Source organism: Pseudomonas fluorescens group sp. PF-69 (genome assembly GCF_054481235.1).
The window spans coordinates 1631939-1646162 of record NZ_JBTMNC010000001.1; the positions used below are offsets into that span (position 1 = coordinate 1631939).

At 57.8% G+C, this 14224-nt stretch carries 10 protein-coding genes and 1 pseudogene; 9 read left to right on the forward strand and 2 right to left on the reverse strand.

The genetic code is table 11. The annotated features are described in order from the left end of the window. Position 1 precedes the first annotated feature (1 nt). The 4 genes from ACX3YF_RS07435 (at position 2) to glmS (ending at position 4721) form a co-directional block, all read left to right on the forward strand. Positions 2-427, forward strand: a complete 426-nt coding sequence (locus ACX3YF_RS07435) for a F0F1 ATP synthase subunit epsilon (protein ID WP_130210943.1) — start codon at positions 2-4, stop codon at positions 425-427. Positions 428-541: 114 nt separating this feature from the next. Beyond that, positions 542-1909, forward strand: a complete 1368-nt coding sequence (gene glmU, locus ACX3YF_RS07440) for a bifunctional UDP-N-acetylglucosamine diphosphorylase/glucosamine-1-phosphate N-acetyltransferase GlmU (protein ID WP_130210942.1) — start codon at positions 542-544, stop codon at positions 1907-1909. Between the two features lie 198 nt (positions 1910-2107). Next, a complete protein-coding gene (locus ACX3YF_RS07445) occupies positions 2108-2887 on the forward strand; it encodes a DeoR/GlpR family DNA-binding transcription regulator (protein WP_189340492.1) in 780 nt (259 codons plus the stop codon). Between the two features lies 1 nt (position 2888). Then, positions 2889-4721, forward strand: a complete 1833-nt coding sequence (gene glmS / locus ACX3YF_RS07450) for a glutamine--fructose-6-phosphate transaminase (isomerizing) (RefSeq protein ID WP_130210940.1) — start codon at positions 2889-2891, stop codon at positions 4719-4721. A gap of 340 nt (positions 4722-5061) precedes the next feature. Here the strand turns inward: glmS and ACX3YF_RS07455 are convergent, their stop codons facing one another. Further along, positions 5062-5766, reverse strand: a complete 705-nt coding sequence (locus ACX3YF_RS07455; protein ID WP_458946220.1) for a methyl-accepting chemotaxis protein — start codon at positions 5764-5766, stop codon at positions 5062-5064. Between the two features lie 153 nt (positions 5767-5919). After that, positions 5920-6657, reverse strand: a pseudogene (locus tag ACX3YF_RS07460) (HAMP domain-containing protein); the annotation flags it as partial. A gap of 405 nt (positions 6658-7062) precedes the next feature. Between ACX3YF_RS07460 and ACX3YF_RS07465 the strand changes: the two are divergent. From ACX3YF_RS07465 to ACX3YF_RS07485, 5 genes are all read left to right on the forward strand, one after another. Then, entirely contained in the window at positions 7063-7965 is a 903-nt protein-coding gene (locus ACX3YF_RS07465; protein WP_458973595.1) for a LysR family transcriptional regulator, read from the forward strand. Positions 7966-8092: 127 nt separating this feature from the next. Further along, positions 8093-8719 carry a glutathione S-transferase family protein gene (locus tag ACX3YF_RS07470; protein ID WP_130205494.1) on the forward strand — a complete coding sequence of 209 codons (627 nt, stop codon included), beginning with the start codon at positions 8093-8095 and terminating at the stop codon, positions 8717-8719. 63 nt (positions 8720-8782) lie between these two features. Continuing rightward, positions 8783-10813 (forward strand): pyridoxamine 5'-phosphate oxidase family protein, encoded by a 2031-nt coding sequence (locus ACX3YF_RS07475; protein WP_458973596.1) that lies wholly within the window; start codon positions 8783-8785, stop codon positions 10811-10813. Between the two features lie 110 nt (positions 10814-10923). Then, a complete protein-coding gene (locus tag ACX3YF_RS07480; protein ID WP_458973597.1) occupies positions 10924-12120 on the forward strand; it encodes a DUF3142 domain-containing protein in 1197 nt (398 codons plus the stop codon). Next, the gene (locus ACX3YF_RS07485; protein ID WP_458973598.1) at positions 12107-14221 is read left to right on the forward strand and encodes a hypothetical protein; all 2115 of its coding nucleotides are present in this window, start codon (positions 12107-12109) and stop codon (positions 14219-14221) included. The genes ACX3YF_RS07480 and ACX3YF_RS07485 overlap by 14 nt, the downstream gene beginning before the upstream one ends. Positions 14222-14224 lie beyond the last annotated feature (3 nt).

The window sequence follows — 14224 nt, forward strand, 5'->3', positions numbered from 1 at the left end:
CATGGCTATGACAGTCCATTGCGATATCGTCAGCGCGGAAGGGGAAATCTTTTCCGGCCTGGTCGAGATGGTGATTGCGCACGGTGCACTGGGTGATCTTGGTATCGCTCTGGGTCACGCGCCGCTGATCACTAATCTGAAGCCAGGCCCGATCCGCCTGGTCAAGCAGGGCGGGGAAGAGGAGGTGTATTACATCTCCGGCGGTTTCCTCGAGGTTCAGCCGAACATGGTCAAGGTTCTTGCCGACACCGTGCAACGTGCTGCCGACCTGGACGAAGCCGCCGCTAAGGAAGCCGTTAAGGCTGCCGAGAAGGCATTGCATGAGCGTGGCGCGGAATTCGATTACGGTTCTGCTTCCGCACGTCTGGCCGAGGCTGCAGCTCAACTGCGCACCGTCCAGCAGATCCGCAAGAAGTTCGGCCACTAAGGCCTCGCTTGTTGTGTGATTGATCAAAAAGGGTAGCCTCGGCTACCCTTTTTTCTTTTCTGATGTTCACCATTATGGTCGCAGCCGCTGACCACCCAGGATTGGTAGCCAGTCATGTCTCTTGAAATCGTTATTCTCGCCGCCGGTCAAGGCACGCGTATGCGCTCGGCGTTGCCGAAAGTTCTGCACCCGATCGCTGGCAACTCGATGCTCGGCCATGTTATCCACAGCGCCCGGCAACTTGATCCACAACGCATTCACGTGGTGATTGGCCATGGAGCCGACGCGGTGCGTGAGCGTCTGGCTGCTGATGACCTGAATTTCGTTCTTCAGGACAAACAACTCGGCACAGGCCATGCGGTGGCCCAAGCGGTCCCTTTCATCAAATCCGACACCGTGCTGATTCTTTATGGTGATGTGCCACTGATTGAAGTGGAAACCCTGCAACGACTGCTCCAGAAGGTCGGACCGCAGCAGTTGGGCCTGCTCACCGTGAACCTGGACGATCCGACCGGTTATGGCCGCATCGTGCGTGACGCGGCGGGCAACGTTACCGCTATCGTTGAGCAGAAGGACGCCACTGAAGCCCAGCGCGCAATCACTGAAGGCAATACGGGCATTCTGGCCCTTCCCTTCGAAAGCCTGGGTGGCTGGATGAGCCGACTGTCCAACAACAATGCCCAAGGCGAGTATTACCTCACGGACGTTATCGCCATGGCGGTGAGCGACGGATTGGTGGTGGCGACTGAGCAACCTCAAGATGCTATGGAAGTGCAGGGCGCGAATGACCGCAAACAGCTGTCTGAACTTGAGCGTCACTATCAGTTGCGTGCCGGTCGTCGTTTGATGGCCCAGGGTGTGACGCTGCGAGACCCTGCTCGTTTCGACGTCCGAGGTGAAGTCAGCGTCGGCCGTGACGTGTTGATCGATATCAACGTGATTCTCGAAGGCAAGGTCGTCATTGAAGACGATGTGGTGATCGGCCCTAACTGCGTGATCAAGGACAGCACCTTGCGCAAAGGCGTGGTGATCAAGGCCAACAGCCATATCGAAGGCGCGATTCTGGGTGAAGGCAGCGATGCGGGTCCATTCGCACGTTTGCGCCCAGGTACGGTGCTGGAAGCTCGCGCGCATGTGGGTAACTTTGTTGAACTGAAAAACGCCCACTTGGGCGAAGGCGCCAAGGCCGGACACCTGACTTACCTGGGGGATGCCGAGGTCGGCGCGCGTACCAATATCGGCGCCGGCACCATCACCTGCAATTACGATGGCGCCAACAAGTGGAAAACCGTGTTGGGCGAAGATGTGTTCATCGGTTCCAACAATTCGCTGGTCGCGCCTGTGGATATCTCTTCCGGTGCAACCACTGCGGCCGGTTCGACCATTACGCAGAATGTGGATAACGCGCAGTTGGCGGTGGGCCGTGCGCGCCAGAAGAATATCGATGGCTGGAAGCGGCCCGAGAAAATCAAGAAAAGCTAAGTTATCCACAGCTCGCTGAAATCTAAGGATCGCAGCCTGCTTCAGCTTCTACAGAGCAATATAAATATTCTGTAGACGTTGAAGCAGACTGCGATCCTTTGTGTTTTATCCACAGATAAATTTTCTTTGCACAGCTTGACGAAGTTTCGCCGATAGGTTTTGATTGGTTACGTTATCTTTCGAAACGAAACTTACTGAATTATGTCGAAGCGCAATACACCTCAGCGTCGCCACAACATCCTTGCCTTACTCAATGAGCAAGGCGAAGTCAGTGTGGATGAGTTGGCCAAACGCTTCGAAACCTCCGAAGTTACGATTCGCAAGGATCTGGCAGCCCTTGAAAGCAACGGTCTGCTGCTTCGCCGTTATGGCGGAGCGATCACCATGCCCCAAGAGCTAGTGGCCGATATCGGTCAACCGGTCTCCAAATACAAACAGGCCATTGCCCGTGCTGCGGTGACACGAATCCGCGAACATGCGCGGATTATCATCGACAGCGGCAGCACTACCGCTGCAATGATCCCGGAACTCGGTCAACAGCCGGGTCTGGTGGTGATGACCAACTCATTGCATGTGGCCAATGCCTTGAGCGAACTCGAGCATGAGCCGGTGCTGTTGATGACCGGCGGGACCTGGGATCCGCATTCCGAGTCCTTTCAGGGTCAGGTTGCCGAGCAGGTATTACGCTCTTACGACTTCGATCAGCTGTTCATCGGAGCTGATGGCATCGACCTGGTCCGCGGTACAACCACCTTCAATGAATTACTTGGGCTGAGCCGGGTCATGGCTGAAGTCGCCCGGGAAGTGGTTGTCATGGTGGAGGCCGACAAAATCGGTCGCAGAATTCCCAATCTGGAACTGCCCTGGAGCAGTGTTCATACCCTTATTACCGATGATCGCCTGCCGCTTGAGGCACGGGATCAGATTCAGGCGCGCGGCATCACGTTGATATGCGCCGCTATCAGTCAGGAGAAATAGCATGTGTGGAATTGTCGGCGCAGTCGCAGAACGTAATATCACCGCCATCCTGGTCGAAGGCCTGAAGCGTCTGGAATACCGTGGGTACGACAGTGCCGGCGTGGCGGTCTACACCAACGACGCAAAACTCGAACGCCTGCGTCGTCCGGGTAAAGTCAGCGAGTTGGAACAGGCGTTGGCTGAAGCACCATTGATGGGGCGTCTGGGTATTGCCCATACCCGTTGGGCGACACACGGTGCGCCGTGCGAGCGCAACGCGCATCCGCATTTTTCCGGTGACCTGGCGGTGGTGCACAACGGCATCATCGAAAACCACGAAGCCCTGCGTGAACAACTCAAATCCCTGGGTTACGTGTTCACGTCGGACACCGATACCGAGGTGATCGCGCACCTGCTGGACCACAAACTCAAGGACCTGCACGACCTGACCGTCGCGCTCAAGGCAACGGTCAAAGAACTGCACGGTGCCTACGGCCTGGCAGTGATCAGCGCTCGCCAGCCAGATCGCCTGGTCGCTGCGCGTAGCGGGAGCCCGCTGGTGATCGGCCTGGGTCTTGGTGAAAACTTCCTGGCGTCCGACCAGTTGGCACTGCGCCAGGTCACTGACCGCTTCATGTACCTGGAAGAAGGCGATATCGCCGAAATTCGTCGCGACAGCGTGCAGATCTGGGACGTTGACGGCAAGGCGGTCGAGCGCGAAACCGTGCAGTACCGTGATGGCGCAGAAGCGGCCGATAAAGGTGAGTTCCGCCATTTCATGCTCAAGGAAATCCACGAGCAACCGGCCGTAGTACAGCGCACCCTGGAGGGGCGTTTGAGTCAGACTCAGGTCCTGGTGCAGGCATTCGGTCCACAAGCGGCCGAGTTGTTCGCCAAAGTTCGCAACGTCCAGATTGTCGCTTGTGGCACCAGTTATCACGCTGGCATGGTCGCTCGTTACTGGCTCGAAGAGCTGGCCGGTATTCCGTGCCAGGTCGAAGTGGCCAGTGAGTTCCGCTACCGCAAAGTAGTGGTGCAGCCGGACACGCTATTCGTGACCATCTCCCAATCCGGCGAAACCGCCGACACCCTGGCCGCGCTGCGCAACGCTAAGGAATTGGGGTTCCTCGCCAGCCTGGCAATCTGCAACGTCGGCATCAGCTCGCTGGTACGTGAATCCGATCTGACCTTGCTGACACAGGCCGGCCGCGAAATCGGCGTGGCCTCGACCAAAGCCTTCACCACGCAATTGGTCGGTTTGCTGTTGTTGACTCTTTCTCTGGGGCAGGTTCGCGGCACGCTGGCCAAAGGCGTTGAAGCAACGCTGGTCGAAGAGTTGCGTCGCTTGCCAACCCGTCTCGGTGAAGCGCTGGCCATGGACAGCACCGTGGAGAAAATCGCTGAGTTGTTCGCCGAGAAAAATCACACCCTGTTCCTCGGGCGTGGTGCGCAATTCCCGGTAGCAATGGAAGGGGCGCTCAAGCTCAAGGAGATTTCCTACATTCACGCCGAAGCCTACCCGGCTGGCGAGCTGAAGCATGGTCCGTTGGCGCTTGTGGATAACGACATGCCAGTCGTGACCGTGGCGCCGAACAACGAGCTGCTGGAAAAGCTGAAGTCCAACCTTCAGGAAGTCCGCGCCCGTGGTGGCGAGCTGATCGTCTTCGCTGATGAACAGGCAGGCATGACCAACGGTGAAGGCACGCACGTCGTGCACATGCCACACATCCACGACATCCTGTCGCCGATCCTCTACACCATCCCGCTGCAGCTACTGTCGTACTACGTGGCCGTGCTGAAAGGCACCGACGTTGACCAGCCACGCAACCTGGCGAAGTCGGTGACGGTGGAATAAGTTATCCACAACTGATCGAGCCCTTTGCCTTAGAGAATGGAAACTCTCGCGGGAGCTGGAGGGGTTATCCTCCAGCTCCCGCTGTTGCTTCAGGCCCGGATCCACACCTATCTCCCCGACACATCTCCCTATCCAGCCGTTAGATGCTGCCGCGAAAACAAAGTAGTGAATCTCTGCGCTCCGATGTAGAGCGGAATCTCCTGAAAAAAGTGCTATTGCGTAAGACAACAAAGAACTAACAGGAGGGAAGGTCTGATTTTCGATTAAGCAGGTGTTTTTGAACTTCAGACACGAGGTCGTTAAAAACGGCTGCTGACTTCAGACCTTCCTTGGGCATTACCTAAAGTTTGAACTGACGCACAATCTGCAACAACCGCTCAGCGTCTCCACCGCTCGCCCGGCCACGGCTGAGAGTGCTTTGCGCAAGTACAACGGTGGTGTTCGCGACCACCGAAACACTACTGATCCGACGATTGATTTCATCGGTAACCATGGCCTGCTCATTGGCAGCCTCGGCAATGTGCAGGCTCATATCGGACACTGAAGACACCAGTGTGCTGATTCGCTGTAACGCTTCGCCAGCGCTAAGAGCCTGCTGTACTCCGCGTTCGGCAAAGTTGCGACTGTCGTCCATTACCTTAACCGCGTGCTGTGAAGCATTTTGCAGCCGTTCGATCATATCGTTGATTTCTTGCGTAGATTTTTGCGTACGACTAGCCAACGTGCGGACTTCATCTGCCACTACCGCAAAACCACGACCTTGCTCACCGGCGCGAGCCGCTTCGATGGCGGCGTTAAGCGCCAGCAAGTTGGTTTGTTCGGCGATGGTGCGAATCACCTCCAGCACCCCACCGATTTCCCGTGAATGGCCTTCCAGATCAGCGATCACTTGGGCAGCTCGACCCACTTCTTCTGCCAAGGAGCGAATATCAACGATGGTTTTATCGACGACGGCAATCGCCTCTTTTGCCTGTGTAGAGGCGTCACGCGTTTGAACAGAGCTGGCTTCGGCGTTGCTGGCAACGCCCTGCACGTTGGTAGCCATTTGATTGGCCGCCGCCGCCACTTGTTCAACTTCAATTTGCAAATCGGTAGCACTTTGCTGAGAGGCGCCGGCATCACTTAGCAATTGTTCGGCCGATTGCTCAAGCCCCTTCGAAACATCCGCAACGGTCGTGATTTTGCTGCGCAAGCTGCCTAAAAATGTATTGAATAGCCCAACAACCTGACCTATTTCATCATCTCGCTTTGACTGGATGCTGCGGGTAAGGTCGCCGCTCCCGTCATTCAATGCGCTCAGTGACTTGCTCAGTTGCTGCATCGGCGGTAGCACTCGACTAGCAATCAGCCACAACACCCCTAGCATAATTAAAAGTACTGTTCCCCATGCGATGAGGCTGGTGACCTGGATTTTTGTGCGCTCGGCCTCACTGTCATCCAACTGCTGACGATACAACTTGCCCAATGGCTGACTAAAAGCAGCAAACTCGGAAATAACTTTCGCCGAACGCTGGTCAAAATCCTCCATAACTTTATCGCCGGCAGCTTTGTTACTGGCATAGGCCTGTACCATCAGCTTGCCGGTGCTGTTGAGTTGGTCCAGTGGAGTGCGCAGGGCCTGGAGTCGGCTAGAAAGGCTTGGAACGATTTGCTCTATCTCCTCTAAAAGCTGTAGCGAAGCTGCGTAATGCTGCTGTGCTTCCTCCATCGGCTCATGGTCTTGAGTAAGGCTTGCATCGGTATAGAACTGTTGAATCTGCGCGCTCTCGTAGCGTAATTTTTGAGTCGACTCAAGAGCGTTTCCCAGACGCTCAATTTCGGATCCAATGGCATCCAGGACGTTAAATTGGGTTTGCATCAATGTCGTTAAACCAATTGCTATGACCATCAAACCAGCAGCACAGAAAGCCATCAAACGAGAAATACTGAGTATCATAAAGTAGTCCGGCAAAAGGGAACGCAGATCAAGAAGTTCGTGTGTTTTTAACGATTATCTGAAGAGAACCATCGATTTTCCAAAGTCCTGTCTTATTAGGTTGAAAAATAACTGTTTTTTTTGAGCAACAGATTTCTATTTTACTATCAACGCGCCACTACTTTACGGATTTAATAGTCGTAGTGGAGGGGGGAAGCTCCTGTCAACTAACTGCAACCGCGCGGCAAGTTGAAAATATCATGGCGTTCGGCGCTATATTCTGGCGAAACATCCGGTGCGTTCCCCAAGATGTGAGTTGGCCAATGTTCTCGGGCCCCTTTGTGACAAACTATGTTGTAAGCCACCACCCTCCGAAAAATCGCAGCCAATGGTTGCGATTTTTTTATCCGAATCCAGGACATGCCCATGGACCGCTTCCAGGAAATGCAAGTTTTCGCCGCAGTCGCACAAGATCAGGGTTTTTCGGCGGCCGCGCGGCGTCTGGGCATGTCGGCAGCCAGTGTCACGCGCGCGGTGGCGGCGTTGGAGAAGCGTATTGGTACGCAGCTGCTGACGCGCACTACACGCAGCGTTCATCTGAGTGAGGCGGGCCAGCGTTATCTTGAAGATTGTCGGAGAATTCTGGCCGAGGTGCAGGAAGCCGAGGACTCGGCGGCGGGCAGTCACGCCCAACCTCGTGGGCAACTGACGATTACCGCACCCGTATTGTTTGGTGAGCTGTTTGTCACGCCATTGATGGTGAATTTTCTGACGCAATTCCCCGATGTCACGATCAATGCGTTGTTGGTGGATCGTATGGTCAGCGTGGTGGAGGAGGGCATCGACGTGGCCGTGCGCATCGGAGAGCTACCCGACAGCAATCAGCATGCAATTCGGGTGGGGGAGGTGCGACGGGTGATTTGTGCAGCGCCACGGTTTCTTGCCACTTTCGGCCGGCCAAATCACCCGCAAGACCTGGCCCAGGCACCGGTTATTGCGACGTCCTCGATCGGACAGTTAAGAAACTGGCCATTCCTCGTGGACGGCGAACCCCTGAGTGTCCGGCCTGAACCACGGTTGGTGGTCACGGCGAATCAGGCGGCCATCGCCGCTGCCAGCCTCGGCTTGGGTTTCACACGAGTCTTGTCTTATCAGGTTGCGGGAAAAATAGCGGCTAGTGAGCTGGAAATCATCCTGGCCGACTTCGAAATGCCGCCATTGCCCATCCATGTGGTCTACCAGGGCGGACGTAACGCCCCGGCGCGGGTTCGCAGTTTCGTCGATTTTACGGTGAAGGCACTCCGGGAACATCCGGCCTTGCGCAGCTGATGCATTATTGCTGCAGATGAAATAATGGATTCCACTTGCTGGTTATTCTGTTGCTTTCGGGACTGGTAGAAGATGTCTGCCGTTGGTGCTGATCTTCCGAAGCGCCACTTACCCTGCGGAGTCGACCATGCAAGCCATCAAACTCTACAACTTTCCCCGTTCCGGCCACGCTCACCGTGTGGAGCTGATGCTTTCGCTGCTGCAATTACCGACCGAGTTGATCTTCGTCGACCTGGCCAAGGGCGAACACAAACAACCGCAATACCTGGCACTCAACGCTTTCGGTCAGGTGCCTGTACTGGATGACCAAGGTGTGGTGCTGGCGGATTCCAACGCGATCCTGGTTTATCTGGCACAGAAATACGGCAAGGGTCGTTGGCTGCCAACCGATCCGGTCGGTGCCGCCAAGGTACAGCGGTGGTTGTCGGTGGCTGCCGGTCCGATTGCTTTTGGTCCTGCCAGGGCCAGGTTGATCACAGTGTTTGGTGCACCTTACAACGCTGAAGAAACGATCGCTTATGCCCATACCGTGCTGAAGGTCATCGATCATGAACTGGCCAACACGCCTTGGCTGGCGGGTAGCGAGCCGACCATTGCTGACGTGGCGGCCTACAGTTACATCGCCCATGCCCCTGAAGGCAATGTCTCGCTGGACGACTACGCCAACATCCGCGCCTGGCTGGCACGGGTCGAAGCCTTGCCAGGATTTGTCGGCATGCCGCGCACCGTCGCCGGCCTGCAAAAAACCGCCTGATGCTTGTGGCCCGACACTGTCGGGCCGTTCACGCTGCGCCGAGGGTGCAGGGGAGTAGCCGTAATGGACCGTTCACCGTGGCATGCTGGCGAGAAACAGTTGCAGGCTCATGTCGGCGTCGCCGAGCGAATGGAGGTATTAGGTCGCAGGGTGATTCGCAGCGAGATGCCGGACCAGCACCGCTCGTTCTATCAGCAACTGCCGTTCATGCTTTACGGCGCGGTGGATGCCGAAGGCAACCCGTGGGCCAGCGTGCTTGAAGGTGAACCAGGCTTCGCCCATTCACCTGAACCAGGGCTGTTGCAATTCAGCAGCCTGCCGGCTGCCGATGATCCGGCGCAATTGACGGATGGCGCGGCGATCGGCCTGCTGGGGATCGAACTTCACACCCGGCGCCGCAACCGTATCAATGGTCGTATCGGCGCGATTTCGTCGAGCGGCTTCAGCGTGACGGTGCAGCAGTCCTACGGTAATTGTCCGCAATACATTCAACTGCGCCAGTTTCGATCGGTGCCGCTTGAAGATCCGGCAACCCGGCTCGCGCAGCATGACAGCGAGCTGGATGAGGCGGCCAAGGCGATGATTGCCGAGGCGGATACCTTCTTTGTCGCCAGTTATGTGGACGTAGAAGGTGAGCGTTCAGTGGATGTCTCCCATCGCGGCGGTCAATCCGGTTTTGTACAAGTAGAAGGTAATCGCCTGACCATCCCGGATTTTGCCGGCAATCTTTTTTTCAACACGCTGGGTAATCTTCTGGCCAATCCCAAGGCCGGTTTGTTGTTCATCGATTTCAACTCCGGTGACCTGCTGCAACTCAGCGGGCGCACCGAAATCATTCTTGAGGGCCCACAGGTCGAAGCCTTTCAAGGCGCCGAACGTTTATGGACGTTCCACGTGGAACATATGGTGCGTCGGCCTGCAGCTTTGGCATTGCGGTGGCGTTTCGACGGCGTCTCTCCCACCAGTTTGCTGACCGGCACTTGGGCGCAGGCCAAGGCTCGACTGCAAGCGCAGGCCCTTGGCGATAGCTGGCGGCCGCTGCGGGTGGTGCGGATCGAAGCGGAAAGCCACAACATTCGCTCGATCTATCTGGAACCCGCCGACGGTGCCGGGTTGCCATTGTTCCACGCCGGGCAGCATCTGCCTTTGCGGTTCAACATTGATGGCGAGGTGCATATCCGCACGTACAGCCTGTCGAGCGCACCGTCGGACGATTTTTTCCGCATCAGCGTCAAACGTGATGGACGGGTGTCTTCGCACCTGCACGAACAGATCCAGGTCGGCGATCTACTGGAGGCGCGTGCGCCTCAAGGGCATTTCACCGTGGCCCCTCATGAGCGCCGTCCGCTGGTGTTGCTGGCCGCTGGCGTCGGCATAACGCCGCTTTTGTCGATGCTGCGAGAGGTGGTTTATCAAGGTCTGCGCACCCGCCGCATTCGGCCGACCTGGTTCTTGCAGAGTTCGCGTACGTTGGGCGATCAAGTGTTTCGTCGTGAACTGGACCGCTTGCTTGATGACGCTGGGGATGCGGTCAGGGTGGTGCGTCTGCTGAGTCAGCCAGAGGCTTCGGCGCGTGAGGGTGAAGATTTCGACCTGACCGGACGGATTGACGTCGCGCTACTCAAGGATCTGCTTGAGGTTGAGGACTACGATCAGTTGGATTTCGTCCTGTGCGGTCCGGGAAGTTTTACTCAAGCGATGTACGACGGATTGCGCGAACTGGACATCCGCGACGCAAGGATTCACGCCGAAACCTTCGGGCCCTCCACATTGCGTCGACAACCAGACCCCGACGCCGTGGTGATTGAACAACCGCCAGCCGCCACCACCTCGGTACCGGTGGTGTTCCAGCGTTCCGCCAAAGAGGCTCGCTGGCAACCCGATGGCGGGAGTCTGCTGGAGCTGGCGGAAAGTCGGGGATTGCGCCCGGAATTCAGCTGCCGAGGCGGCTCCTGCGGGACCTGCAAGACTCGCCTGATCAGCGGCCAGGTGCATTATCCACAGCCGCCCGCCGAAGTGCCGGAGGAAGGAGAGGTGCTGATTTGTTGTGCGATTCCGGCTCAGGGCGCGCAGCCTCTGGTACTGGATATCTAGAGAATCGTCACAAGCCATCATTGCCCGGGGAGCGATGGCTCAGTAGGGTAGAGCGCAAGAACGAAAGGGCCGTCACTGGCCCTTTCTGCATTTCAGGGATAGGCGCTTTCATGGTTTTTCTTTCTCGCTGGATCGTCCTGCTGACGTCGCTCGCCCTGTTCAGTGGTTGCGAACGACAGGACGCTCCGCCACTCGATCAGCAGCTCTACGTCTGGCAACGACAATGGACATCCGACCACGACGTCGCACTGAGGGACAGCCGCAGAGACTTTTCCACTTTACGGGTGCTGGCGCTACAAGCCTTTCCCCAGGCTGGCTGGAGTCGTGCACGAGTTGATCCTGCATTGCTCAAGCGAGACGGGCGGCCACTGATTGCGGTGATTCGCCTCGATGGTCAGCTCAAGTCGTTGGATCAGGATGAGGTCACGACACAGATTCAACAGGTGATCAGCGATTGGCAGGCGCAGGGACTGAGCCTCTCCGGTGTGGAAATCGACCACGACGCCGGTAACGCTCGGCTACCGTCCTACCGCGAATTTCTTCAGCGGCTGCGCGCCCATCTGCCGGCCTCATTACCCCTGAGCATTACCGCGTTACCGGCGTGGCTCGACAGTCGCGAATTGCCTGCGTTGTTATCCACAGTCGATAGCAGCGTGCTGCAAGTGCATGCCGTCAGCGACCCGCGTCGTGGGTTGTTCGATCCGGTTCAGGCCCGGCAGTGGGCGAACGCCTGGAGCCGAATCACTTCGAAACCCTTCTATTTGGCGTTGCCGGCCTACGGCGTCGCGTTGTTGCCTGGTGGCGGCGGTGCGCCGATCGTGGAAAGTGAGATTCGCATCGAACGTGAGGGCAAGCGCCAGGAGTTGCTGGCCGATCCCCGGCAACTCAGTCAACTCAGCGCTGAGTTGCGCGCCGATCCACCGGCGCATCTGGCCGGACTGATCTGGTTTCGCCTGCCACTGGCCAACGACCGTCGTGCCTGGAGCCTGACGACCTTGCGCGCAGTGGTGCGCGGTGAGGCGCTGAGCAGTCGGTTGGCGCTGAAACTCCCGGCTCAGGAAGGCCTCTATGACATCGGCATCAGTAACGAGGGCAACCTCGACAGCGCCTGGCCCGAGCGTGTGACGCTGGCGGTGCGAGGGTGTGAGGGGGCGGATGCGCTGGCCGGATATGCGTTGCAACAAGGCCCGGATCTGCTTACCTTCACCCGCCTGCATGACGGTCGAATAGCGGCTGGCGGACAGCGGGCCATGGGTTGGGCACGCTGCGCACATATTGATCAAGGAGGTTCGAATGTTTACCCGTAACTGGCCCCGTCATCTGCTTTGCCTGAGTCTTAGCCTGCCGCTGGGTTCGGCGTTGGCGTGCGGGCCGGATTTCCCCATGCGCCTGCTGGACAACCGTGGCCAGTCGCTGGCGGAACTGCCTGAGGGTAACTTCAATTTCGAGGTCAATCGCCTCGGGCATGCCATTGCCGGGTTGAAACACGTCACCCAAGCCGTCAACAGCATGGAGACAACCGACTATGCCGAGCAGCGCAGTCTGGCCGAGCAGGCAGGTTTGACGGCCGAGCAGCAGGCGCTGGTGCAACCGTTGCGTGGTTTGACCGATGCCCGGCGGGTTGAGGTTGAGGGTGAAAGTCTGCCGGCCGAGCTCAAGTTCTATCTGGCCGGTGCCGTGGCATTTGCTGGCGGTGATCATGGACTGGCGGCGGAATATTTTCAGAAAGTCCTGGCGCTGCCGGCCGATCAACGGCCGCTACGCAGCACCTGGGCCGCTTACTCGTTGGGCCGGGCGTTGTTTGCCATGAGCTCGGAAGCGGGCGCCGGTCCCGATGTGCTGGCGCAGTCGCGCCAGGCGTTCGAACAAACCCGGCAACTGAGCATCGATGGCTTCAGCGATCCGCTGGAACTGGGTGTTGCCAGTCTGGGTGAACAGGCCCGCGTTGCCCGGACGGAGGGCGACTGGAACAGCGCCATCGAGCTGTATGCCACGCAAAACCTCCAGGGGTCGGCGGTCGGCTACACCTCGCTGAAGCTGTTGATGGCTGATCTGTCAGCGATGCCGGACGATCAACTGGCCGAACTGCTCAAGGGCAAACCGGTGCAGCAACTGATCACGGCGTCCTTGATCAGTCGACTGGGTTGGTCATTCGGTGATCAGCCGGCCAATGAACAGAAATTGATCAAACTTTTGCAGAGCAGCACGCGGGGCACACTCGATAACGCGGATCGTCTGGCGGCGGTCAATTATCAACAGGGTGACTACGCCAGTGCCAAGGCCTTCCTCGAACACGCCGGTGATGGTGGCCTGGCTTGGTGGCTGCGGGCCAAACTGGCGGTGCGCGAGGGTGATAAAAGTGCCGCGGCTGCCGCTTATGCCAAGGCCGCCCAGGCTTTCCCGCAAAACGAATCCTGGGGTGAGCGCAGAACGCCGGACTACGACTACGAAACGCTCCAGCCCAAGTGTCGGGTCGATGGCGAAAGCGCGATTCTGGCCTTGCAGCGCGGGGATTATCTGCAGGCGTTTGATCAGCTTTATCGAAGCAACGACATTTACTGGTTCGATGCGGCAACAGTCGCCGAGCGTGTGCTGACCGTCGATGAGCTCAAACATTACGTCGACACTCAGGTGCCGGCGCCACCACCCCTGACTCAGCAGGATCGCGATAACTATGTGCCGCTGCCGGTGGCTGCCAAGTTGCGCAATCTATTGGGTCGACGCTTGCTGCGAGAAGGGCATTACGAGCAAGCGCCTGCCTATTTCGATAACGACGGATTACGCCACAAGGCCAGGCTGTATGGCCAGCAACGTCTGGCTGCCGATTCGGCGTGGTGGCCGACGCGTCGTGCCGCTGCACTGTTCAACGCGGCATGGACCGCTCGCGAATGGGGAATGGATATTCTCGGCTATGAAATGGCCCCGGATTACGCCACGTTCGGTGGCAATTACAGTCTGGAAAACAGTGAGCTGAAGGTCGGGCCGCTAGTGGCCGAGGATGAAGTGAGGCGCCAGCAGGCCAGTGCCGCTCAGCCCGATCAACGATACCACTATCGTTTTGTCGCGACGGCGTTGGCCAGTCGAGCTGCCGACAACTTGCCTCACACCAGCCAGGCGTTTGCTGCGGTGCTGTGTGAAGCGGCCGGGTGGAACAGCAGCCTTGAAGAGCAAAGCGCGCTCTATCAGCGCTATGTTCAACAGGGTCCGTTTGTGGAGTGGGCGGCGGATTTCGGTCATCAATGCCCTTATCCAGACTTCCAGAACGCCGACAAGCGCTACGTAACGCAAGCCACCGACGCAGCTCGTTCGGCGCTGCGGCCGTATAAGGTGCCGTTGCAGATTGGCAGTGTGCTGGCGGTCGTAGCGGCGGCCCTATTGTTGATCAATCGCCGCCGCAAAACTCAGTAGGAT